This window comes from Longimicrobium sp., from assembly GCF_036387355.1.
In the GTDB taxonomy this organism is placed as follows: domain Bacteria; phylum Gemmatimonadota; class Gemmatimonadetes; order Longimicrobiales; family Longimicrobiaceae; genus Longimicrobium.
Genome location: NZ_DASVTX010000157.1, coordinates 1 through 22,936 on the forward strand (window position 1 = coordinate 1; position 22,936 = coordinate 22,936).

General features: G+C 70.3%; 27 protein-coding genes and 1 pseudogene. 27 read left to right on the forward strand and 1 reads right to left on the reverse strand.

The window, feature by feature from the left end:
* From VF665_RS07235 to VF665_RS07350, 24 genes and pseudogenes are all read left to right on the forward strand, one after another.
* Window positions 1–695: PQQ-binding-like beta-propeller repeat protein (locus tag VF665_RS07235; protein ID WP_331052736.1), on the forward strand; the 695-nt coding region annotated here is incomplete at its 5' end.
* A gap of 34 nt (window positions 696–729) precedes the next feature.
* A complete protein-coding gene (locus VF665_RS07240) occupies window positions 730–1,128 on the forward strand; it encodes a hypothetical protein (RefSeq protein WP_331052737.1) in 399 nt (132 codons plus the stop codon).
* Window positions 1,125–1,844 carry an ATP-binding cassette domain-containing protein gene (locus tag VF665_RS07245; RefSeq protein WP_331052738.1) on the forward strand — a complete coding sequence of 240 codons (720 nt, stop codon included), beginning with the start codon at window positions 1,125–1,127 and terminating at the stop codon, window positions 1,842–1,844. The genes VF665_RS07240 and VF665_RS07245 overlap by 4 nt, the downstream gene beginning before the upstream one ends.
* Before the next feature lie 230 nt (window positions 1,845–2,074).
* Window positions 2,075–2,197 (forward strand): annotated as a pseudogene (locus VF665_RS07250) (hypothetical protein); the annotation flags it as partial.
* Window positions 2,198–2,201: 4 nt separating this feature from the next.
* Window positions 2,202–4,247, forward strand: a complete 2,046-nt coding sequence (locus VF665_RS07255) for a helicase-associated domain-containing protein (RefSeq protein WP_331052739.1) — start codon at window positions 2,202–2,204, stop codon at window positions 4,245–4,247.
* 480 nt (window positions 4,248–4,727) lie between these two features.
* Window positions 4,728–6,245 carry a hypothetical protein gene (locus tag VF665_RS07260; RefSeq protein WP_331052740.1) on the forward strand — a complete coding sequence of 506 codons (1,518 nt, stop codon included), beginning with the start codon at window positions 4,728–4,730 and terminating at the stop codon, window positions 6,243–6,245.
* A gap of 153 nt (window positions 6,246–6,398) precedes the next feature.
* Window positions 6,399–7,613, forward strand: coding sequence for a P1 family peptidase (locus VF665_RS07265; protein ID WP_331052741.1), 1,215 nt, complete (start codon window positions 6,399–6,401; stop codon window positions 7,611–7,613).
* A gap of 25 nt (window positions 7,614–7,638) precedes the next feature.
* The gene (locus VF665_RS07270; RefSeq protein ID WP_349263110.1) at window positions 7,639–7,998 is read left to right on the forward strand and encodes an MGMT family protein; all 360 of its coding nucleotides are present in this window, start codon (window positions 7,639–7,641) and stop codon (window positions 7,996–7,998) included.
* A gap of 184 nt (window positions 7,999–8,182) precedes the next feature.
* Complete coding sequence (locus VF665_RS07275) at window positions 8,183–8,584, forward strand: hypothetical protein (RefSeq protein ID WP_331052743.1); 402 nt, start codon at window positions 8,183–8,185, stop codon at window positions 8,582–8,584.
* A gap of 140 nt (window positions 8,585–8,724) precedes the next feature.
* Window positions 8,725–9,108, forward strand: coding sequence for a hypothetical protein (locus tag VF665_RS07280; protein ID WP_331052744.1), 384 nt, complete (start codon window positions 8,725–8,727; stop codon window positions 9,106–9,108).
* 201 nt (window positions 9,109–9,309) lie between these two features.
* A complete protein-coding gene (locus VF665_RS07285) occupies window positions 9,310–9,882 on the forward strand; it encodes a 2OG-Fe(II) oxygenase (RefSeq protein WP_331052745.1) in 573 nt (190 codons plus the stop codon).
* A 213-nt stretch (window positions 9,883–10,095) separates the two neighbouring features.
* Complete coding sequence (locus tag VF665_RS07290; protein WP_331052746.1) at window positions 10,096–10,299, forward strand: pinensin family lanthipeptide; 204 nt, start codon at window positions 10,096–10,098, stop codon at window positions 10,297–10,299.
* A 205-nt stretch (window positions 10,300–10,504) separates the two neighbouring features.
* On the forward strand, window positions 10,505–10,744 hold the full coding sequence (locus tag VF665_RS07295) for a pinensin family lanthipeptide (RefSeq protein ID WP_331052747.1): 240 nt from the start codon (window positions 10,505–10,507) through the stop codon (window positions 10,742–10,744).
* A gap of 194 nt (window positions 10,745–10,938) precedes the next feature.
* Window positions 10,939–11,187, forward strand: a complete 249-nt coding sequence (locus VF665_RS07300; RefSeq protein WP_331052748.1) for a hypothetical protein — start codon at window positions 10,939–10,941, stop codon at window positions 11,185–11,187.
* 267 nt (window positions 11,188–11,454) lie between these two features.
* Window positions 11,455–11,643, forward strand: a complete 189-nt coding sequence (locus tag VF665_RS07305; RefSeq protein ID WP_331052749.1) for a hypothetical protein — start codon at window positions 11,455–11,457, stop codon at window positions 11,641–11,643.
* Window positions 11,644–11,660: 17 nt separating this feature from the next.
* Entirely contained in the window at window positions 11,661–11,996 is a 336-nt protein-coding gene (locus VF665_RS07310; RefSeq protein WP_331052750.1) for a hypothetical protein, read from the forward strand.
* Window positions 11,993–13,156 carry a hypothetical protein gene (locus tag VF665_RS07315; RefSeq protein WP_331052751.1) on the forward strand — a complete coding sequence of 388 codons (1,164 nt, stop codon included), beginning with the start codon at window positions 11,993–11,995 and terminating at the stop codon, window positions 13,154–13,156. Before VF665_RS07310 ends, VF665_RS07315 begins: the two co-directional genes overlap by 4 nt.
* 33 nt (window positions 13,157–13,189) lie before the next feature.
* Window positions 13,190–13,372 carry a hypothetical protein gene (locus VF665_RS07320; protein ID WP_331052752.1) on the forward strand — a complete coding sequence of 61 codons (183 nt, stop codon included), beginning with the start codon at window positions 13,190–13,192 and terminating at the stop codon, window positions 13,370–13,372.
* A 259-nt stretch (window positions 13,373–13,631) separates the two neighbouring features.
* Window positions 13,632–14,393 (forward strand): histidine phosphatase family protein, encoded by a 762-nt coding sequence (locus VF665_RS07325; RefSeq protein ID WP_331052753.1) that lies wholly within the window; start codon window positions 13,632–13,634, stop codon window positions 14,391–14,393.
* The gene (locus tag VF665_RS07330) at window positions 14,390–15,286 is read left to right on the forward strand and encodes an NAD(P)H-hydrate dehydratase (protein WP_331052754.1); all 897 of its coding nucleotides are present in this window, start codon (window positions 14,390–14,392) and stop codon (window positions 15,284–15,286) included. Before VF665_RS07325 ends, VF665_RS07330 begins: the two co-directional genes overlap by 4 nt.
* A 201-nt stretch (window positions 15,287–15,487) precedes the next feature.
* Window positions 15,488–16,348: a DUF4105 domain-containing protein gene (locus VF665_RS07335; protein ID WP_331052755.1), complete on the forward strand. Its 861-nt coding sequence runs from the start codon at window positions 15,488–15,490 to the stop codon at window positions 16,346–16,348.
* A 498-nt stretch (window positions 16,349–16,846) separates the two neighbouring features.
* A complete protein-coding gene (locus tag VF665_RS07340; RefSeq protein ID WP_331052756.1) occupies window positions 16,847–18,535 on the forward strand; it encodes a hypothetical protein in 1,689 nt (562 codons plus the stop codon).
* A 253-nt stretch (window positions 18,536–18,788) separates the two neighbouring features.
* Entirely contained in the window at window positions 18,789–19,706 is a 918-nt protein-coding gene (locus tag VF665_RS07345; protein WP_331052757.1) for a viperin family antiviral radical SAM protein, read from the forward strand.
* Window positions 19,703–20,257 (forward strand): AAA family ATPase, encoded by a 555-nt coding sequence (locus tag VF665_RS07350; RefSeq protein WP_331052758.1) that lies wholly within the window; start codon window positions 19,703–19,705, stop codon window positions 20,255–20,257. Before VF665_RS07345 ends, VF665_RS07350 begins: the two co-directional genes overlap by 4 nt.
* A gap of 53 nt (window positions 20,258–20,310) precedes the next feature.
* Here VF665_RS07350 and VF665_RS07355 read toward each other — a convergent pair whose 3' ends face one another.
* Complete coding sequence (locus tag VF665_RS07355; protein WP_331052759.1) at window positions 20,311–20,913, reverse strand: isochorismatase family cysteine hydrolase; 603 nt, start codon at window positions 20,911–20,913, stop codon at window positions 20,311–20,313.
* A gap of 191 nt (window positions 20,914–21,104) precedes the next feature.
* Between VF665_RS07355 and VF665_RS07360 the strand changes: the two genes are divergently transcribed.
* The 3 genes from VF665_RS07360 to VF665_RS07370 all read left to right on the forward strand — a co-directional run bounded on the left by VF665_RS07360 (window position 21,105) and on the right by VF665_RS07370 (window position 22,646).
* Window positions 21,105–21,827 (forward strand): hypothetical protein, encoded by a 723-nt coding sequence (locus tag VF665_RS07360; protein ID WP_331052760.1) that lies wholly within the window; start codon window positions 21,105–21,107, stop codon window positions 21,825–21,827.
* 19 nt (window positions 21,828–21,846) lie between these two features.
* Window positions 21,847–22,206, forward strand: coding sequence for a hypothetical protein (locus VF665_RS07365; RefSeq protein WP_331052761.1), 360 nt, complete (start codon window positions 21,847–21,849; stop codon window positions 22,204–22,206).
* A 185-nt stretch (window positions 22,207–22,391) separates the two neighbouring features.
* A complete protein-coding gene (locus tag VF665_RS07370) occupies window positions 22,392–22,646 on the forward strand; it encodes a hypothetical protein (protein ID WP_331052762.1) in 255 nt (84 codons plus the stop codon).
* The last annotated feature ends 290 nt before the right edge of the window (window positions 22,647–22,936 follow it).

A 22,936-nucleotide genomic window follows, 5' to 3' on the forward strand; every position in this document is an offset into this window, starting at 1 on the left:
CCGGCGACGGCACGGTGTACGGGCTGGATGTGATGGACGGCGGCGTGCGGTGGAGGTACGCGCTCCCGCCCAGCACCTCGGCGTTCGCGCAGAGCCCGGCGGGGACGGACGGCGAGCGCTTCTACATCGGCGCGTGGGACCGGCACGTGTACGCGCTGAATGCGGCCACGGGCGCGCTCGTGTGGCGCAGGCCGGGGACGGACCGCTCGTTCGCGTATTCGCCGGCCATCGGCGGGCCGGCGGTGGGCGGCGGAACGGTGTTCATCCCCGCCAACGGCAACGTGCTGCACGCGTTCGACGCGGCCACGGGCGACACGCGCTGGACCTTCACCTCGCCGGGCGACAAGGTGGGCTACTCGTCCCCGGCGCTCGTGGGGGAACGCATCTACATCGGCTGCCTGGGCGACCGGGGCGAGGTGCGCTGCATTTCCGCCGCGGATGGGCGCGAGGTCTGGGTCGCCGCGACGGGGAGCACCATCTACGATTCCAGCCCCGCCGTGGCCGACGGATGGGTGAGCATCGGGTCGGTGGATGGAAGCCTGTGGATCATCGCCGCGGACAACGGGCGGATCTCGGCGCGCCACCGGCTTCCGGCCGGGCACCTCCTCTCCTCCCCCGCGGCGGGCGACGGATCGGTGTACGCGGGATCGTTCTCGGACGAGGTCGTCGCCGTTCCCCTCCCCTCCCGCGCGTAGGCCGCCCGCCCTCCGCCCACCATCATCGATCCCGATGAAACTTTCCGGGCTGTCGCTCGTCGCGCCGTTCCCCGGCGTGTTCATCCGCCGGTCCGTGGCGTACTGGGCGCTGCTGCACGGGATGCGCGCCCTGATCATGGCGTTCGCGGCGTCGCTCGCCAAGCAGCCGCTTCCCCCAACCGCCCTGCTCCCCGGCGGCAACCCGCTCGTCGTGGCACTCACCATCGGGCTGGGCATGCTGGAGGCGCGGCGGCGTGACGAGGACCTGTATCTGGCCAACCTGGGCTACGGCTGGCCCGCCATCGCCCTCTACCTCGCTTTTCCCGCCACCGCGCTGGAGGCGGCGTTCACCGTCGCGCGGTTCGGATGGGGAATGCTGGCGGCGTACGCGGCGCTGCCGCTGGCGGGGCTCAGGGCCGTGTTCGCGTCGTGAGCGCGCCGCCGGAGGCCCTGCTGGTGGCGGATTCCATCGGCAAGCGGTTCGGGGAGCACAAGGTGCTCTCCGCCGCGACGCTGGCGGCGCACCGCGGCGTGGTGACCGCGCTGGTGGGGCGCAACGGCTCGGGAAAGAGCACGCTGCTGCGCATCATGTCGGGGCTGATGGCGCCGGACTACGGCATCCTGCGCGTCCGCGGCCGGGTGTACACCCGTACGCGCCTTTCGCGGATGGCGCGCGAAGGGCTCTTTCTGCTCCCGGCGGACCGCTGCACGCTGAGCCGCACGCTCACGCTGCGCCAGCACCTGGACACGATGCGGCGCCGCTTCGCCCTCCCCGCCGCGGACGAGGTGGTTGAGGAGTTGAAGATCGCGCATCTGCTGGACCGGTACGTGGGCACCTACTCCGGCGGCGAGCGGCGGCGGGCGGAACTCGCGCTCGCCCTCGCGCGCGCGCCCGAGGTGCTGCTGGCGGACGAGCCGTTCCTGGGCATCACCCCCGCGGACACGGAGCTGTTCATCGACGCGTTCCGCGCGCTGGCCCGGCGCGGAACGGCGGTGGTGCTCACCGGGCACGAGGTGCCGTTCATCCTGGCCGTGGCGGACCGCGTGACCTGGATCACCGCGGGCACCACGCGCCCCCTCGGCGACCCGGAGGCCGCCCGCCGCGACTTTCAGTTCCGCCGCGACTACCTGGGCACCGGCGCGGCCTGATTTCCGGGCAGGGCGATGCGGACGACGGGCCGAGACCCGGTACGCGGATGGCGGCCCGGGTCTTTTTCATGTGGACGACACGCCGGATGTGTGGATGACGGACGGAACCTGGGACGCGGATGGCGGACTGCGCTTCGTCGGTGGATGCCGGTCGCTGCGACGGGACGCGTTGACCGTGCGCACTTTCTTCTGCCGCCCAGCCCCGCTACTCTTTTGCCGCCGCCGCCAACCAGGCGCACTTCTACACGCGGGTGAGCCGCCGCACGACGGAGCAGGAACTCGCGCGCAAGCGGCAGCTGTTCGTGTGCGAGCAGGGCTGCGCCTACCGCATCGCCGACCCGCGGGAGATCTGAACGGATGAAGCTGGCCGACTACGACTGGGAAAGCGTGCTGCGCCACGCCCCGCGCTGGAGCGGGCTCTCCGTGGCGGCGCGGCGCGCGTTCCTGCACGTCAGGCCCGGGGCCGCGGCGCCCCCCGAGCTGCTGGGCGGCGCGGTGGACGAACTGGTGGCCGCGGGATTCGTGTCGCCGCCCGGCCCGCGCGGCATGCACTACCCGCATGCGCCGGAGCTGCGGCCGCTGCTCACGGCGTTCCGCGCCATGCACCGCCACCCCGTGCTGCACCGGCCGGACGACGAGACGCTGGTGGGGTACCTGCAGGACCAGTTCGCCGACTACGAAGCCAACGCGCTCGCGGGCGGAGATTCGTACCGGTTCTGGACGACCCGTGAAACGGTGGTGGCGACGATCTCGTCGCTGGACTGGGTCACCGGCTTCCTGGAAGCTGCCGCAACGGTCCGCGCCGCCCAGTGGGAACAGGCGCACATGCGGCGCAACGGCGCGCACCTGCTGGGCTCGCGCGCCACCGCCCGCGCGCTCTACACGCTGGTCCGGGCGCTCACCACGCGTCCGGGCGGCGCACGGCTGGCAGAGCTTGCGGAACTGCTGCCGGAGGAGGAGCCGGAGGTGCGCGCGGACGCGGTCAAGGCGGGGCTGCGGTACGCGCTCGTCTTCGGATCCATCGACAGCGTTACCATCGAGCCGGTCCTGGGGCTGCTCCCCGGCATCGTGCGGCGGCTGGGACCGCCTCCGCCGCCGCCCGTGCCGGTGGAGGTGACGGCGAGCTTCGAGGCGGCGTTCCGCATCGCCGACATGACCGCGGTGCTGGTGGAAGCGGCCGCGGAGCCCATCCCCATGCGAGGCGGCGACGGCGGCCTGTACGTGCGCTCGCTGCGGGCCCTGGTCCCGCGACTGATGCCACTGCCGGAGTGGGGGTGGTTCTTCCTGAGTGGAGGCCCCGCGTCGACGCCCCCCGAACCCGCGTCGGCGGAACAGGCGGAGCTGCGGGCGGAGATGCGCGTCACCTTTGCCGTCCTCACCCTGCGGGTGCTGGGGCTGGGCGACGTGGTTAGCTCGGCGGACCGGCACCACTTCAGCGCCACCCGGGCCGGGCGCGCCTGGCTGGCGCTCGCCGAAGAAGCGCGGCTGAAGCACGCGCTGGACGCCATGCGCGCGGCGCCGCAGCGCAACCCGGGCGCCGCCTCGCTCACGGGCGACGAGATGGACTTCTTCGGCACGCGGCTCTCGTTTTCGCTCCCCAGGGACCTGGACCTGCGCACCCCGCTCACCGAGGCGTTCCTGGCGCTCGCGCCGGACCGGTGGTACGACGTGGAGACGTTCGCGCGGTACCACGGCGAGGTGGCCAATCCGCTGCTTGCGGCGGGGATTCCGCCGGCCCGGTCGCCGTACGGCTACTCGCCCGCGCCCCGCACCCGCGAGGAGTGGGAGGACCTCTGGCTGCGCATCGTGACCGAGTTTCTGCGCGTGCGGCTGCTTCCGTTCGGGGGCGCGCGGATAGGGGCGGGGAGCGCGGGGTTGGCGTTCACCCTCACGGACGTGGGGCGCTACCTGCTCGGCGCGTCGAAGACGTTCGCCCTGGCGCCGCAGGCGGAGGGAGAGGTCGTGGTGAACCCGGACTTCGAGATCGTGTTTCTGGCGCCCGCACCGCGGCTGGAGGCGGAGTTCGGGCGGTTCGCGGAGCGGGTGGGGAGCGGCGTGGGCACGCTGTTCCGGCTCACGAAAGCGTCTGTGCTGCGCGCCGCCGAGCAGGGGCTGGCGGCGGATGCGCTGCTCAAGACCCTCGGGAGTGCGTCGCGCAGCGCCGTGCCGGCGAACGTGTCGCGGCAGGTGCGCGACTGGATGGGCGCCACGCGCCGGGTGCGTATTCGCCCCGCCGTGCTGGTGGAGTGCCCGGACACGGAAACGGCCGCCCGCGTCACCGCGCTGGCCGGCGCCAACGCCACCGCCATCACCCGCACCATCCTGCGGCTGGAGGGCGACCCCAGGTTCATCGCCGCGCTCACCAAAAAGCTCCGCGCGCAGGGCATCTTCGTCCAGAACTGAACGCCCGCGCGGCCCACTCACTGAAACCCCGGCCCGGCGCACGCCATCGTGCGCCGGGCCGGGGTTTCTCGCGTTAGACCACCGCTGTCGGGAACCGTGCGACGCCCGTTTTTGCGGGCCGGGGAGGCTGTCCCAAGTGTCCAATCAAAAGGATTGACTCGGGGCCCTGACGCGGGTATCGTCTGGCCTCAACGCTTCGGCATCGATCCAATCGAGCCGTAACGCACGACAAAGTGGACGCCGTGACATCCGGCTGAAGTAGCCGTGTCAGGGATGACGCAAAAGGATTCGGCGCAGATCCCGAATCCTAGACGGCCCGTGCTGCACATACTTAGTGACGATATTTACACATACGAGCTTGCAGCCCAGGATCTCACCGGCCGATTCAGCGGGCAGCAGTCGCGCCGGCGAAGACTGCCACACCGCGCTCCGGGTCACCTGCCCGGAGCCTGACCCACTCACCTGCACCGGAGCCTTTCCATGACGATCCGCATTCCCATCCGCATCGCGGCCCGCCGCACCGCCGCCGCGCTGGCCTGCCTCGTGGCCGCGGCCGCCTGCGCCGACCAGCCCACCGGCCCGGCTTCGCTCGAAACAACCGCCGCCGCGGGCCCGCGGCTGGTGCCGAATGCCGTCCGGTACCGCGACTCCGGCCGGAAGCCCGCGACGGGGCGAGCCGGCGGCGCGAGCCTGAGCATGCTGGCGTTGCTGGACAACGCGGGCGTGACGCACGTAGAACTCGTGAGCGGAACCGCGGCGCGGCCCGGCACCGGCGCGGGCACGCTGCTGGACGTGCAGAGCATCCTGGGTGCACGGCACGAACCGGCGCGCGACTTCCGCGGGACCGGCGGCGGCCGCCTGACGTACGAACTGCGGGGCGCGCGGCGCGGGACGCCACTCGCGTTGCGGGCCACCGTCCGCGGCGACGGCGGGCGGACGGAAGCCGTGACGGTGCGCGACTCCGTCTTTCTGCGCCCCGACCTGCGCGTCTCCGTGCACGGCCCCCGCCGCGTGCGCCCGCGCGCGCCGGTGAACATCACCGCGCTCGTGAGCGAGCGGAACGGCGACGTGGGTGCGCGCGCCCACTGCGTGCTTTACGTGGACGGCGCCCCCGCGGACCGCGCGGAGGGCATCTGGGTGGATGCGGGTGACGACGTCACCTGCGCCTTTACGCACAGCTTCCTTACCGGCGGGGCGCACCGGGTGGACGTGCGCGTCCAGAACCTCGCGCCGGCCGACTTCGATCCGTCTGACAACACGTCCGGCACGGAAATCCTCGTGGACGTGGCCTGGACGGGGTACGCAGCCGAGGCCCGGGACAGCCGCGGGACCTCGTCGTACGCAAGCTCGTGGGAGTTCCGCGAAGCGGGCGGACTCGCCGGCGTGGACCAGCGGAACGAATCCGAAAGCTACGCCGACCAGTACGCCTCCACGTACGGCTGGCTCCCAGGCCATCTCGCGTTCCCGGTCCGCGCACGGCTCTCCCAGTCCAGCGGGGGAAACACGTACAGCGACACGACGCTCACGGGGCTGGGAAGCGGGAGCGCGGGCGGCCTGTTCTGCGCCAGCGCACTGGCGGACGCAGCCGGGGAAACCGTCTTCCATCTCTGCACCGAGGGTGCGGGCCCCGGCGCCGCAACCATGTGGCAGTATGAGCGGTGGAGCGGCTCGGTGGCGTACCACTCGTCCGTGTATTCGGCGCGGTGGGATCCCGCGGGAACGGCCGGCTACGTCTACACGCAGTCCTCCGCCTCCGGCTCGGGGACGGACTCGCCGGTGTACGGCTCCACCTTCTCCTTCCGCGTCACGCTGACCGACGCGGTCGGACGCGTGTACCAGGCCAACTCCAGCCTGGCCCTGCAGCCGTTCAGCTGGTTCTACGAGTCGCCGGAGCAGTGCAGCTTCACGAACAACGCGGTCTACACCTGGGCGGCGTACTGCTGGAGCAGCAGCGAGGAAAACACGACCCTGAGCGGCTGGGCGCAGTACGACTGGTGATGGAACGCCGTGCCCGGCGTCCACGAGCCGGGCGCGGCTCCCGCCGGACGGGGGGCCGTCCGAGGCAGGCACCGAGGGCCGCCTTGTGCCCGGCGCGGCGGGGACGCAATCTTCGCCTCCGCTCCGGTCACTGCCCCCGCGACCCTCGCCCCCATGCGCCTGATCTGCACCGTTGCGCTCGCCCTGACCGCGTACGCCGCCGCGCTTTCGGCGCAGGCGAGGCCGGAGCGGCCCCGGGCGCGGGAGGCCGGCGTGGTGGTGGGCGTGCTGCCGCCGGGGCCGCTGAACGCCATCACCGACGTGGCCGGGGTGCGGGTGGGGCAGACGACGGTGACGCAGGGCGACTCCGTGCAGACCGGGGTGACGGCCATTCTGCCGCACGGGGGCAACCTGTTCCGCGAACGCGTTCCCGCGGCCATCCACGTGGGCAACGGGTTCGGCAAGCTGGCGGGGAGCACGCAGGTGGATGAACTGGGCGAGCTGGAGACGCCCATCCTGCTCACCTGCACCCTCTGCGTGTGGAAAGCCGCAGACGCGATGGTGGAGTGGATGCTGGCGCGCCCCGGGATGGAAGACGTGCGCTCCATCAACCCCGTGGTGGGCGAGACGAACGACGGACTGCTGAACGCCATCCGCCTGCGGCCCGTGGCACGCGAGCACGTGGTGGCGGCGCTGGAGGGTGCGTCCGCGGGGGCGGTGGCGGAGGGGAGCGTGGGGGCGGGCGCGGGAACGGTGGCGTTCGGGTTCAAGGGCGGCATCGGCACCAGTTCGCGCCGGCTTCCGGCCACGCTGGGCGGATACACCGTCGGCGTGCTGGTGCAGACCAATTACGGCGGGGTGCTCACCATCAACGGTGCGCCTGTGGGGCGGGAGCTGGGCCGCTACGCCTTCCGACGCGAGCTGGAGGCGGCGCCGCCCGCCGCGTCCGGCACGGCGATGAACTCGGCGCGGGACCGGGCGGACGGGAGCGTGATGATCGTGGTGGCCACGGACGCGCCGCTCAGCGCCGCCAGCCTGGACCGGCTCGCCAGGCGCGCGCTGGCGGGAATCGCGCGGACGGGCGGCAGCTTCACCAATGGCTCGGGCGACTACGTGATCGCGTTCTCCACGGCGGATTCCGTGCGGCGCCGCGCGCAATCCATCCCGCGCGCCATCGCCGACCTGCCGAACGACGCGCTGTCACCGCTCTTTCAGGCCGCCGCCGAAGCCACGGAGGAGGCCGTCTACAACTCGCTCTTCCGCGCCACCTCCGTCCGCACGCGCGGCGGCGCGGCGGAAGCGCTGCCCATCGACCGCACGCTGGAGATCCTGCGGCGGTACAATGCGCTCGGCTGGGACCGCACCCTGCCGCCCGGCGCGCGTCCGTGACCCGCCGCAGCCGGGAACCGCGGGGATGGTGAGCCGCGATTCCGAGGGAACGCACAACCGCATCTTCGCCGTGGTGCGGCGCATTCCGCGGGGGCGCGTGCTCACCTATGGCGACGTGGCGGCGCTGGCCGGGATGCCGGAGCACGCGCGTCTGGTGGGGTATGCGCTGCACGCCCTGCCGGAGCACAGCAGCGTGCCCTGGCACCGCGTCATCAACCACAAAGGCGGCATCAGCACCGGCCGCGCCTGGCCCGGCGGCGAGCTGGTGCAGCGCGCCCTGCTGGAAGCCGAAGGCCTGGAGTTCGACGCCAACGGCCGCACCTCCCTCAAGCGCTACCGCTGGGCCCCGGACCGGGACGATGCGCCCGGCCCACACTCCGGCTGATCATCGGAGCCACCCCTCGGTCCAGATGTGTCCGGAGTCTGGACGAAGCCAGATGGAATGGTGCATGCTGCCCCAAGCAGATCCCGCAACGAGCCTGCACTCAATCTGATCTACGCCCGAACAGTACTGGGGAATGAGGATGACGGCCTCTGACGAGCGTGTGTGTCTTTTGCTGCCAAGATGGGTGACCGCACTGCTTGCGGTACTGCTCCTGGGCGGCTGCCTGTGGCCCATGGATGCGGTGCCGGAGTGGAAGTATACGTTCGAGGGAACGGCGGTCAGGTCGGGAACCACGACTGCGGTGGCGGGTGCCCAGGTGCAGATCTGGTTGCTGGACTCGACGCTTGAACCCGCTGGGAAGCCGTTCCTGGAGGGCGTGACAGATAGCGGCGGCGGGTACCGGATGCAGGGCCGCTTCCGGAGCAGCGTTCCGGCACCCGACATCGCCGTTCGCGTGACTCCACCCGCGGGGAGCGGCCTGCTGACGACCACGTTGAGCGGCTTTGTCCACGACTTCTCCACGCGCACCGTCTCTGGCCGAAACGTCACCGTCCGGACAGCCGTGGTGCTGGCGGCGGCGCCGTGAGCACTTTGCCCCACGTCTACGCCGGGAACGCTGCTTCTCGTACGGAATCGGTGACCAGTCCGGGGTGCGCTGCCAGCACGATCGCGGCTCCAGAACGTACGGTCCGCCCGGGATTCCGTCGGGCGGTTGTGGCGCTCGCAATGCTGCTGCTGGGTGCCTGCGGATGGCCGATGGATCCGGTGCCCGAATGGAACTACACGGTTTCGGGGACCGTCGTCCGGAGCGGTTCCGCTGCGCCCGTAGCCGGAGCGGATGTACAGGTCTGGTTCACGAACTCGACGGGACAACCCGCGGGCCAGCCGTTCGTGCGAGCCACAACCGATGCGAAGGGCGCGTTCCGCATGACGGAGCGCTACCGGAGCACCGTTCCGCCGCCGCATGCCGCCATCGGGGTGACTCCGCCGGCGGGCAGCGGTCTCGCGGCGCGCACGTTGAGCGGCGTCGTTCGGGACTTCGCTACGCAGACAACCGCGGGCGACAAGATCACGATCCAAACGTCCGTGGTGCTGGACGCGTCTCCCTGACGAGCCCTCTTGCCACGTGAGTTCACGGGACCGGCGCGAGAGTCGCGCCGGTCCCGTGATTTGTTGCAGCGATCGCTTCGCGCGCGCACTCGCGCTACGTTGCACCGTCATGCACCGTCAATCCGCAGCCCTCTCCATTGCTCCTCGGTGCGCCCGGCCAGGACCCGAACAACCCTCCCTCGCCACACCTTTGATCGCCCCATGATCGACCTGTACGAAATCGACGATTTTCTGGATCCCGCCGCGCGGGCGGAACTGGTCGCGGAGCTCGACGGCATCGCCGGCGCACCGGCCACCGTGCTGAGCCAGCAGCCGGGCGGGATGGCGATGCCGTCCGTCCGCAAATCGACGCGCCTGTCCGTGTCACCGGAGACGCGGGAGCGCGTGCGGAATGCGCTCCTGAGCCGCAGCGCGGAGATCGGGGCGCACTTCGGGGTCGACATCAAGGAGTGCGAAGATCCGCAGTTTCTGCGATACGAGGAGGGGGACTACTTCGTCGCGCACCAGGACGGCAACACGCCCATGCTGCACGACGACTCGCGTTTCCGGCGTATCTCCGCCGTCCTCTTCCTCAGCAACCGCTCGGAAGAGCCTGCGCCCGGGACGTACGGTGGAGGATCGCTCGTCTTTCACGGCCCGTACAGCGGCCCCATGCTGCGCGTGGCGGCGGAGGGCAGGCCCGGATCGCTGGTCACCTTTCGCGCCGAGACCACGCACGAGGTGCTGCCGGTGACCCACGGCGTGCGGTACACCGTCGCAGCCTGGTTCCGCTGACGGGTACCCGCTGCCCCGTCCGTCCGGCGCGCTTCCCGGGAAAACGCGAGAAGGGTGTCAGCAATCGGTTCGCGCCACCATCCAATCAACCTTTTGTTTCGTGGGAGCATCCCAGTGGATGCCGTGCGGAACAGGAGTGGCCACGAACCGATGCATAGGGGTTCCGGCACGGCACTTCGCGATTCATTCCCACATCCCATCGGGAAGGGTACCATGAAGAAGCTGAAGCTGGACGAACTGCAGGTCGCGTCGTTCGAGACCGCCACCGCGGCGCCGGAGGTGCGCGGGACGGTGCGGGGCAACGCGCCCACCCTCGTGGAAACTGACTGCGCGGGGACGCGGTGGGACTGCTCCATCGACATGTGCTCGCACAGTTGCCCGCTGACCACCTCGGGCCAGACCACCTGGAACTACTGACCAAGGAAGGGGAGTCGCGCACTGGGCGCGGCTCCCCTTCCGCCGATCCTCCCGCCGTCCACCGCCCGGCGCCTCTGTCGCGTCCGGCATGCGATGATTGGCGCGACCAGCACCTCCGGTTGCGCATTTCCGGACGTTATTGTATCATCTCCAGCCCGGCCGCCGGCATTCTCGGCGGCTCACCCTTTCGCTGGAGATCCAGGTCATGAAGAAGCTTACGCTCGATTCGCTCGAGGTCACGTCGTTCGAGACGTCGCCCATCTCCACCGAGCGCGGCACCGTGCAGGGCAACGCCCAGCCGGTCTCCAAGTTCAACTGCGCCTCCATCCTGGCGCCCTGCTACCCCACGGATCCCAACTTCGACTGCACGTACGGCTGCTCGCGCGACACGGGCTGTCCGGACACCTGCGTCGTCATCGACGGACCCGTGGAGCCCGTGGCCTGAGCCGGCACCCGCGCCCGGTCCCTGCGGACGGGAAGCGTAGATCGGGGCCGGGCTCGCATGAGCCCGGCCCCGATGGCGTTCCGGCGCGCGCCTCCGTCCCCGGCGAACCGGCCGAATCTTTCCGGGAGGGAGACGCGTACAATCCGCCGAAGGCAGTTTCAACCCCGACGACCCTGAGTGGAGCAGACGGTCTCATGGAAGGTATTCTCGCGCTGATGATCCCGGTGCTGGCAATGGCAACCGGCTTTGTCGCCATGCTCAAGCGGCCCTCGCCCGGGCGGCAGCCGGATCCGCAGCACGCGTCGCTGGCCGACGAGGTCGCGTCGCTCCGGCTTGAGTTGGCCGAGATGCGCGAAAAGGTGGAGTTCACGGAGCGGCTGCTGACCTCCGGCGCCCCCGCCGCCGCGCCGGCTCGCCCGTCCACGAGCGTGCTGGCCATCTGACCCGCATCCGCCGCGGGCGTCCCGCTCCCGATCTCGGAAAGCCGGCACCCAGATGCAGGCAATCCGTCCAAAGAACCTCCCCGTGCACTCGCGGCACGGGGAGGTTCTTTTGTATCTCGTTTGCGGAGATGTGGATACGAAACGCTCGACAGATCAAGGGCCGAACGACTCCCGGCGCCACTTCATGACGCTTGCCTAAGTGATCCTATCCGACATAATATCCATTATCACTCGATCGATCACGTGGGTCATCCCTGAGGAGGTTGAATGTCGATTTCTCGCGCGCGTCTCGCTGTCAGCTCCGTCGTGCTGCTCGCCTTCGGCATCTTTGCCCCTACCGGAGCGACCCTGCTGCGGGCCCAGACTACCAAGTGCTACTTCAAGGACTGCGTTGTGTACGAGGATGGAACCCGCCTGTGTCAGGTGCGGGAAATCGCGTGTCCGGCGCAGCAGTGATGCCCGGGCGAACTGGCATGCCGCACTTGAAAGGCGCCGCACGCATCACGACGCTCTCTGCCGCCGTACTGCTCGGCGCGTGCGAGCGCACGCCCCCGGTTGCGGTGGCTCCAGCGCCCGTTGCGCTGGAGTCATTCGCGGCGCGTACGGGCGTGCTGGTGGAGACGCTGAACGCGCTTACCCGCAGCAACGAGCAACTCGCCCAACGCTTGGCGGAACAGCGCGTGGAGCCGGCGAACAGCAAGCCCGACTTCATGGCGCAGCCCGACAAGGCCATCGGCCTGCTGCGCACGGCTGACGACCTGCGGGCGCGGTATCAGGCGGCGCCCAACGCTACGCCGCCGCGTCGATGAAGGGGGCTGCCCGTCGCGGGCTTGCCTCCGCGTTCATCCCCGCGCTCCTGGCCGCGTGTGGTGGCGGGAGCGAGGCGCCCGCCGATCGACCGGTCGCACAGTGGACGCTCGCGCCGCAGCCCACCGCTCGCATCGGCGGGGGGGACGGCGCGGACGCGCTGTACATCGCCACCTCCGCCCGCCGCATGGCGGATGGACGCATTGCGGTCGCCAGCGCGGGCGCGGGACAGATCCGCATCTTCGATGAGCGCGGCACGCTGACGGACAGCGTGGGACGCAAGGGCAACGGCCCCGGCGAACTGCAGTTTCCCACGTGGATCGGCACGCGGGCTGACAGCCTGCTGGTTTGGGATTCGGGCCGACTTTCCGTCTTTGGTCCGGATGGGCGGTTCGCGCGCTCCGCCGCGCCGGATCTGGGCGGCGCGCTCTTTCCGTCGGTCACGGGGCAGTTCGCGGACGGCAGCCTGCTGCTGGCGGTCAGCGATCAGTCCGCGACTGCCCAGGCGGAGGGCAAGGCGTGGCGTGGCCGACTCCGCTTCATTCGCGTCGCGCCGGACGGCCGCGTGATGGACACGGTGAAGGTTGCGCCCTCGGGAGAGCGCTACGCGTACTCACGCGGGTCCACCGGGCGCGTGGTGGAAGACCTGCCATTCGGGCGGCGTACCGTGGCGGCGGTGGCGGGCGACCGTTTTCTGTTCGGCACCGGTGAGGACTACCGGATCAGCGCCGTACAGGGTGCCGCGGGTGAGCGGGAGCTGATCCGTCGGTCGTGGACGCCACGCAAGGTGACGCCCAGCGACGTGCGCGACTACTGGGCGCGGATGGTAACCCTGGGCGGTGCGGAGCGCGAAGACCGGGAGACAGCCGCGGCTCGCGCGCGCATCCCGTATCCGGAAGCGCTGCCCCCGTACCAGCGCCTGCTGGTGGCTGCAGACGGTACCATCTGGGTGCAGGACGCGGCACTTCCCCGGGAGTGGGATGCAACGACGCGCTGGCGCATCTTTTCGCCGGATGGCACGCCGCTCTCCGAACTCAGTCTTCCGGGAAGGTTGACCCTTCACCAGATCGGCCCGGATTGGATTTTGAGCACCTCGCTGGATGATGAGCAGCGCGAGATTGTTCGCGTGGACCGGTATCAGCGAGCTACCCCTGCAGGTTGACCCCCTTTTCACCCTCTGGACGAAAGCTTCCCCATGTTCAAGCCGGGATCCCGTACGCTGGTGGCTCTTGGAGCCGTGGTTGCGATCAGCGGAGTCATTCCCGCAGCCGGGCTGCTGCATGCGCAGGTCCGCAAGTGCTATGTGGAATCGTGCACCGAAATCAATGGCAAGCTGTACTGCGCCGAGCACGAGATCCCCTGCCCCTCCCAGACGTGATTGCTGATCGAGACCGAAAGAGCGGGCTCCGGACCACATCCGGAGCCCGCTTTTCGTTGCGTCACCGCGATCCACAAAGGTCTGGCGCCGCATCCCCGCCGTACTGCCCCGACTAGTCGCCGCGCGTCCTGGACCAACAACCCGCGCCTTTGCGGACCCGAATCGCCCCGGGAAGCCGGTCCGGCCCTGTCCTGCCGTAGCCGGCTGGTACGCTCCTTGACCCCTCGCGGCGCCACACGCTCAGCGAAGGGGAGGCGGGATGTCGAGACGGTGGCCGGACGTGCTGTGGATCGTACGGCACGGGCAGAGCGCGGGAAACGTGGCGAGCGACGCGGCGCACCTGGCCGGGCTGGCGGAAATCGCCATCACCGAGCGGGACGTGGACGTGCCCCTGAGCCCGCTGGGCGAGCAGCAGGCCATTGCCCTGGGCCGCTGGTTTGCCGCCATGCCCGCGCACGAGCGGCCCACCGTGGTGCTGTCCTCGCCCTACCTGCGCGCGCGCCGCACCGCGGAACTGATCCGCGAGGCGGGCGGGTTTGCCGCCGACCTGGGCATCGACGCGGACGAGCGGCTGCGTGAAAAGGAGTTCGGCATCCTGGACCGGCTCACCCGCGGCGGCGTGGCGGAGCGCTTTCCCGAACAGGCCGAGTTCCGCCGGCTGCTCGGCAAGTTCTACCATCGCCCGCCCGGCGGGGAAAGCTGGTGCGACGTCATTCTGCGGCTGCGCAGCGCGCTGGACACCCTGTCGCTGCACCAGCGCGAAGAGCGCGTCCTCATCGTCTGCCACCAGGTGGTGGTGCTCTGCATGCGCTACCTGCTGGAGTGCATGACGGAGGAGGAAATCCTGGGCATCGACGCGGAGCAGGAGGTGGCCAACTGCTCGGTCACCTCCTACCAGTTCAACCCCGCGCTGGGGCCCAAGGGCAAAATGGAGCTCACCCGGTTCAACTTTGTCGCGCCGCTGGAAGTGGCGGGCGCGCCGGTCACCCGCGTTCCTGACAAGCCCGTCGCCGCCCGATGAACAAGCCCATCGACGTCACCCCCGCGCGCCTGCGCGACCTCGCCCTTCCCGCGCTGGACGCGGACGACGACAAGGATGCGCGCGGCCGCGTGCTGCTGGTGGGCGGATGCGCGGAGAACCCGGGCGGGCTGCTGCTGGCGGCGGAAGCGGCCATCCGCGCCGGCGCCGGCAAGCTGCAGATGGCCACGGTGCACGCCATCTCCGTCGCCGTGGCCATCGCGGTGCCGGAGGCGCGCGTCTTTGGGCACCCCGGCAAGCCGGACGGCATCAGCCCGCGCGCGGCGCAGGCCATCGCGGAGCGCGCGGACCGGGTGAACGGGCTGCTGATCGGCCCGGGGCTGGTGGATGAGGACGCCGCCGCGCGCCTGGCCCGCGGCATTCTGCGCGAGATCACCAAGCCCGCGCTGGTGCTGGATGCGGGCGGCCTGGCGGCGCTGCGTGAGGACGCGGATGCGGTGCGCCACCTGGACGGCCGCGTGGTGCTGACGCCGCACGCGGGGGAAATGGCGCAACTGCTCGGGATGGAGCGCGACGAGGTGGAGGCCGATCCCGAGGCCGCCGCGCGCACCGCCGTGACGCGGTTCGGCGCGGTGGTGGCGCTCAAGGGGCCGCGGACGATCATCGTGGGGCCGGACGGCGGCGCGGCGTACCGGTACGACGGGGGCGGCGTGGGGCTGGCGACCTCCGGCTCCGGCGACGTGCTGGGCGGCATTGTGACCGGGCTGCTGGCGCGAGGCACGGATCCGATCCGGGCCGCGGTGTGGGGCGTGTACCTGCACGGCGAGGCGGGCAACGCGCTCGCCCGCCGCACGGGCCCGGTCGGCTTTCTGGCCCGCGAGCTCGCAGCGGAGGTGCCCGCGATCATGCACCGCGTGCCGGACGCGGAGGGCTGACCGGCACGGTTCGCCGCTTTACAATCCGGCCGCCCGCGTCCATCATGGAGCGGCCGTGAGGTCGTTCGTCCGGATCGATCTGGATCGGGGCGCGTCCGATGTGCGGGAGCGAGTTCCCGTCATCGACCGAACGCGCCGCACCGGCCGCCCCGCCGATCTACCTCTGCCCCGCGACATTCGTTGAATCGCACCCTCCGCCGCGTGCTCCGCTGGACGCGGAACGCGCTGCTCTGCCTTGTGGCCGCCCTCGCGCTGGGGTGGGCGGCGCTGCGCCTGAGCACCAACCCGTCGCACGCGCGCACGTGGCGCACGGAGCAGCGCGTGCTTCCGCGCGTGGCGCTGACCGACAGCGTGGTGACCGTGCGCAACGTGCGCGACTTCACCTTTCGCACGGCCACGGACTTTACGCCGGGGTACCGCGACCGGCGCTACGACCTGCGCAAGATCGAGCGCGTGTGGTTCGTGCTGTCGCCCTTCAACCCCGACTGGCGGGGGCCGGCGCACAGCTTTCTCTCGTTCAGCTTCTCCGATTCGCAGTACGTCAGCGTGTCTGTGGAGGCGCGGCGCGAGGCGGATGAAGACTACTCCGTGTGGATGGGCGCGCTGCGGCAGTACGAACTGATGTACGTGATCGGCGAGGAGCGCGACGTGATCGGGCTGCGCGCGGTGACGTGGAACGATCCGGTCTACCTGTATCCCGTGCGCGCCACGCCGGAGCAGGCCCGCGCCCTGTTCGTGTCCATGATGCGGCGCGCGCAGGCGCTGGAACGCCGGCCGGACTTCTACAACACGTTCACCAACAACTGCACCACCAACATCCTGGACCCGGTGAACGAGATGCGGACGGAGCCCATCCGGTTCGGGATGGACGTGCTGCTCCCCGGCTACTCGGACGAACTGGCGTACCGGCACGGGCTGATCGATACGGAGCTGCCGCTGGAGCAGGCGCGCGAGCGGTTCCGCATCAACGAGCGCGCACAGGCGGCCGCGGGCAGGCCGGACTTCTCCGCGCGCATCCGGATGATCGAGAAAAAGCCCGCGTCCCCCGCCGCGGCGCGGTGACGATTCCCTCCGGACGTCGCTGAAACATGCGCCCGGGACTGCCCCTCGCTGCACTCCGGACAGGGCGGCTCATGCGGAAAGGCTCCCTCTCTCCGGCCCTTCCCCGCTGTCGGGGATGGGAGACCCCAACGCGAGCGCCGCGTTCGGCACCGGACCTCATCGTCCGCGCCGGAGCAGCCTCACAGCAGTACCGTGAGGCTTTCAGCCGTGGTTGCGGCGGCTTCAGCCGCTCAGCCAGCCAGGCTATTCGCGCCGCGTAGGCCCCTCCCTTCCCCTGCCCCTTCCCGTGCAAACCGCCACGTGCAGGTGAAGTCTCCCCGTCTGTCTGGGGAGACTTTCCGCCGTTGTTGTGGCGAATTCATTCGCTCCCCTGGTCCGACCCCAGTCCCTCCATCTACGGATGGGTCGATCGGCGGATGCGGGCCCGCACCCTGAAGCGCATCTTCCGGGCACGATCACCTGTGCTGATCACCCGCACCCCGCTCCCGGAGCCACTGGATGCTCGCGATCCTCGCCGCCGCGGCCGTTCTCGCCACGCCCCCGTCGGATTCCGTGCACTATTCCCTGTCGCCGGTCATGCGGGACGGGGCACTGCAGGCGCTCGCGGTGGAGATCCGCCTGGCGGGAGACGCGGACGGTGAAACGCGCCTCCTGCTTCCCGACGAGTGGGCGGGAAGCGACAGCCTGTGGCAGAACATCTCCGGCCTCACGGTGGATGGCGCCACCGCCGTGCGCGAGGAGGGCGGCGTGTCGCGCATCCTGTCGCACCGGCCGGGCGCGCCGCTCGTGGTGCGCTATCAGGTGAACTCGCCGTACGACGAGGACCCGGGCTTCAACTATCACAAGGGACTCCCCGTCATTCGCCCCGGCTGGTTTTTCTTCAACGGCGAGGGGGTGTTCGCCACGCCGAACGGCCGCATGGAGTCGCCCGCGTCGTTCAGGTGGACGGGCGTTCCCGCCGCTTGGAAGGTGGCGTCAGACCTGGACCACCTCTCCTCCGCGCGGCCCGGAACGGTGAACGACATCGTGCAGACCACTGGAATCGGCGCGCCGGACCTGGCGATCGCGACGCATCCAGTGGGCGGCGCCTTGCTGCGGGTCGCCATGCGCGGGCAGTGGGAGTTTACCGCCGAAGAGTTCGCGCGCTCGGCCGCTGCCATCATGAACGCGGAAAACCGGATGTGGGGCGCTCCGGGCCGCCCGTTCCTCATCACGCTCGGCGCGCTGGGCGGCACCGGATCGGGGCTGTCGTACATGGGCACCGCGCGCGGCGATGCATTCGCCGTCGCGTCCACGCCCGGCTTCAACCTGCGCGACGCCGCGCGCTTTCTGGCGCACGAGTACATGCACACCTGGTTTGCCCCCGCGCTGGGCGGGTCGCCGGACCACGAGGCGTCGGGCTTCTGGTTCAGCGAGGGATTCACGGAGTTCTACGCCGCGCGCGTGCTGCTGCGCGAAGGGCTGTGGACCCCGCGGGAGTACGTGGATCACCTGAATTCCAAGCTTCTGCGCAACGCGTCGTCGCCCGTGCGCGGGGCCACGCTGGCGCAGATGGAGGCGGGATACTGGACGGACGGCAACCTGCAGCTGCTTCCGTACGACCGCGGGCACCTGGGAGCGCTGGTCTGGGATGCACGCCTTCGCGCCGCCACCGGCGGCCGCGTGGGCGTGGACGAGGTGATTGCCGAGCAGTACCGCACCGCCGCGCGCAACGGCACCGGCGCGGGCCGCGTTTCCGCGCCCGAACTGTTCGTGCGCACCGTCCGGGAGATGGCGGGAGTGGATCTGCGCGACGACATCGCGCGCATGATGGAGCGCGGCGAGCCCATCGTACTTCCCGCGGACGCGTTCGGCGCCTGCGCGCGGGTGGACACGGCGAGCCAGCCCACCTTTTCCCGCGGCTTCGACGCGCGTGCCACCAACGCCGCGGGCGGCGTGCTGGCGGGCGTGGACTCCGCCGGCCCGGCGTTCGCGGCGGGGATGCGCAACGGCATGCGCCTCATCCGCCGCGAGCCGGGCGTGTTCGGCGACGCCACGGTGGCGCTCGCCTACCGCGTCGCGGACGAGAGCGGCGAGCGCGTGATCCGCTACCTGCCCGCGGGCACCGGCCGCGTGCACCTGCAGCGCGTCACGCTCACGGCGGAGGGCGAAACGCCCCAGTGCAGACGCCTCATGGCCGGGGGATGAAAGGCGAACGGGCATCCAGCACGTGATTTGGCCCTCCGAGAGCTTGCACCTGCTCCGGACTGACACAAAACACTCGACGGGTTCGTAGTGTCTCCCAAGGCCCCGGTTCCGGGGTCTTGCGCGTTGAAGGGCAAACCGGCTTTCGGCTTGCCCGGCTTCATCGCGCACTCGCACCGAAAGGTGGCGCAACGTGGGATTCATGGAGTCGGTGACCGAGGAGCGGGACCTCGTTGTCCTGCACGGGGACGAGGCAATGGCACCGTTTGGCCCGGGGCACCGGACGGACGGGCTGCACTCCGCCCCGCCGGCGCTGCCGCCGTCTGTGAACTATCACCTCTGGCAGGCGTGCAACATGCGGTGCCGCTTCTGTTTCGCCCCGTTTCAGGACGTGGTGTCGGACGTGCTGCCCGCGGGGCATCTGGAGCGCGAGAAGGCGATTCGGCTGACGCGCATTCTGGCCGCACGCTTCGAAAAGGTGACGTTCGCGGGCGGAGAGCCGACGCTTTGCCCCTGGATTGCCGAACTGGCGCGCGCGGCGCATGAGGAGGGCGCCATTGTGAACGTGGTGACGAACGGAAGCCGGCTCCCGCAGGTGCTGGACGGACTGCGCGGCGTGGTGGACTGGATCACACTCAGCATCGACAGCGCGTCCACTGACACGCTCGTGCAGCTGGGCCGGGCAGTGAACCGGAAAGCGCTGTCGGCCCAGGATTACAACGCGCGCGGCGAGCACATCCGCGAGGCGGGGATGCGGCTGAAGGTGAATACGGTGGTGACATCGCTGAACGCCGCGGAGTCGCTGTCTCCGCTGATGCGTGCCTTGCGCCCGGAGCGGTGGAAGCTGCTGCGCGTCCTTCCGGTGGAGGGACAGAACAGTGGGCGCGTGGAGCCGCTGCTGTGCACGGACGACCAGTACAGCGCGTTCGTAGCGCGCCACCGGCACCTGGATGCGGAAGGGATCAGCGTGGTTCCCGAGGACAATGAGGACATGCGCGGCTCGTACGCCATGGTGGACCCGGCGGGACGGTTCTTTGACAACGCCAGCGGCGGGCACCGGTACACGAGCGCCATCCTGGACCGCGGAATCGATGCAGCGTGGGCGCAGGCTGCCTTCAGCATGGACCGGTTCGTGGCGCGCGGCGGGCGGTACGACTGGGGTGCAGCCGCGTGAGCGCCGGCCCGCAATTGATTGCCCTGGCCGGGGTGTCAGGGTCGGGAAAGGATACGGTGGGGGAATTCCTGGCCTCCCGCCACGGGTACGTCCGCGTGGCGTTCGCCGATCCCATCAAGCACGCGATGATGGCGCTGTTCGGGCTGGAGCGGGAACAGCTCTGGGGCGAGCGGCGCAATCAGGCGGATGCCAGACTGGGGCGCAGCCCACGCGAACTGTACCAGCAGTTCGGGAAGGCCTGCCGGGAAATCGACCCGCTCGTCTGGGTACGGGCCTTCCGCACCGAGGTGGAAGGGCGGCTATGCAAGAACGAGCGGGTCGTGTGCACGGACCTGCGCATGAGGCCCGAATTCGACGCCGTCCGTGAGATCGGTGGGGCAGCCTGGCTCGTCACCCGACCTGGATCGGGTGCGCCCGGGATGCTGGCGAACGACACCACGGAGACCGAAGTCGCGAGAATGGATGAGGGCTGTTTTGATGCCGTGATCCGCAACAACGGGAGCATGGCCGAGTTGGAGATGAGGCTTTCCGCCGCGTTGCGGCGCGGCTGAACACGCCGGTGCGGGTCCCGGCGTGTTCAGCGGGACCCGCCCTGGGAAACCGCTCAGCCTTCCGCGAGCTTCTCCAGGTCCAGCTCTGTGGACGGAGTCACGTCGGCGTGGTGCACGCGGGCCATGTACTCAATGGCGCGCGCGTTGTTCTGCGGATCGATGGACGCGGTGCAGTCCGCCGGAACGTGCAGGTGCAGGTCGCGCATGTACGCGTCGCTGGCGGTAAAGAGCACGCAGGTGTCGCCCGTGGCGCCGGTCAGGATCAGGTGCCGCGCGCCCAGGTACTGCAGCAGCGTATCCAGCGTGGTGGCGAAGAAAGCGGAGTGCTTGGGCTTGAGCACGAAGTAGTCGTCCTCGTCCGGGCGCAGCGCCTCGGCCAGCGGCTTCCCTTTCACGTCATCCGCGAGCACGTGGTCCACCACTTCGCGAAAGTCTGAGCGCCAGCGCCCGAAGTTGTCGTTGGCGTAGATCACGGGAATGCGCGCGGCCCGCGCCCGCGCCTTGAGCGCCGCGATGCGCTTCGCGACGGGAATGAGCTGCGGAACCAGCTCGTCCCCGCCGGGGAACTCCAGGTCATTGATCATGTCCACAATGATCAGCACCGCGGGCGAGGTGTCGGGCGCGTTTCCGTGCAGGTCGTGGTTCTTGGCGGCCATCCGGCATCAGTCCTGGTGATGGATCACGATCGGGTGCCCCGGCCCCAGTGCAAGAAGCGGTGTCGGAGGGGCGCAGCTTCAGGACGCGATGCGGAAGGCCCGGAGCACACGCGTGCTGCCAGTCCGGATTCATTCGTTTATTTTTCGGAACGCCCCCGAACGCCTCCCGGTATCCGCCACGGAGCACCCCCATGTACGTCGACCTCGGACTGCGGCGCTGCGGCCAGCGCTGGGATGAGATGAAGCCGGTGGAGGGCGGGCGGCTGTGCGGCGCCTGCGACCGCCGCATCGTGGACTTTCGCCAGTGGACGGACGTGGAGATCGCGCTGGCCCACGTGCGGAGCGAGCAGCCGGTGTGCGGCGTATACAGCGACCCGCAGCTGGCGCGAATGGGGATGATGGATGCCGCTCCGCCGCAGCCCGGGCGGCGGCTGCCGGTCCTGGCGCTCGGCGCATCGCTTCTGGGCACGGCGGCGCACGCGCAGACGCCCGGCACCCCGCCCGTCACGGCCGCTCCCCGCCCCTCCGCCGAGCCCGCGCCCGCGCGCCGCAACGAGGTGCCCGGCGCCGCGCCGCAACGTGTGTCCCGCGTCATCCGGGGGACGGTTCGCGACACGGCCGGGCATCCACTGCGGGACGTGATCGTGTGGATCGGCGGATCGTCGTCACGCGTCACCCGCACGGATTCGGCGGGCGCCTACCGCCTGTACACGGGCGAGGAGCCCGTGGAGGAGGTCGTCATCAGCCGTCTCGGGTTCCGCCGGCAGGTGATCCGGCCGCGATGGGCCGGGGACGAGAGCGTGATCGACGCGGTGCTCGCGCCGGAAGTGCTTGAACTGACCGCGTTCGTGGTCTCGGCCCGCCCGGCTTCGCGGTGGCGGCGGTTCCGCGCCGCCGTGGGGCGCATCTTCTGATCAACGGAATGCACGAGCGATGTCGCTGAACGTGAGCGTATGGGCGCCGGGCCCGGACGGCAACGAGCAGAGCGTGGATCTGGGCCCCGGCGGCGGGCTGCTGGGGTTCGAGTCGTACCGAGGCCACCTGTGGGGCACACGGGTGATGAAGGATCTGGGGCTGCACCTGCTGCCGTCGCTGGGCCGCGAGTACGGGTTCGTGGTGCGCGAGGACGGGCTGGACGAGCTGCAGCACGAGGCCCGCACCATTCACGACGCCGCCGAGCAGATCGAGGCGGCCACGCGCATTCCCGCGGAACGGGTGCAGTTCTACGCGCAGAACCTGCTGCAGGCCGTGGCCATGGCGCGCGAAACGCGCGGCTCGGTGCACGTCGCCTGACCGCGCCTCCGCCGTCCGTTGCGGTACGGCGGGGGATGGCGCGCACTGCGGTAGCGGCGATGGGCCGGTCGCGGTTACCTTGGGGGTGTCAGGTTCCTCCATCGCCCTGACGGTCTGGAAGCGGATGCCTGTCCCCGGGCGTACGCGGCGGGGGTGGCTCACACGCGGGCGAGGGCGGGACCGAGATGAAGATCATAGAAGAGTGGCTTACGGAGCGGGTGGAGAACGCCCCGACTTCCTATCACCGCCACCTGCCGGACATGGCCGCGCTGCGCATCCGCATGGCGTGGCAGAAGCTGAAGCGGCAGGCGGTGGAGGGGGACGAGGTGTGGGCGTTTCAGAACCCGTCCAACACGTGGAAGAAGCAGGGAAAGCTGACCGGGTACGCTCTGGTGCGCGAGGGCAAGATCCTGCAAAGCGTGACGGTCACCAACACCTGAGGTTTGATCGATGACGAGCAGCGCCCGCCGGGATTCCTCCCCGGCGGGCGCTGCTGCTTTGGATGGCGAAGAGGGCAGACCTTCGCGAATTTGCGCGAGCACCTGGGCACTGAGCGGGCGGCCATCGCGCCGGCGCGCCGCGCTCGGACGCTGCGGGTGCCGCAGGAGAGGCTGGAGCACGCCACGCCAGCCGGCGGCGCGGCGAACGTTTCGGTCCGGGATTCTTCAGTCGCGCATGAACGCGGCACCGGGGAAAGCGCGGCGCACGCTCCTTCAGAATGACGCCCCAG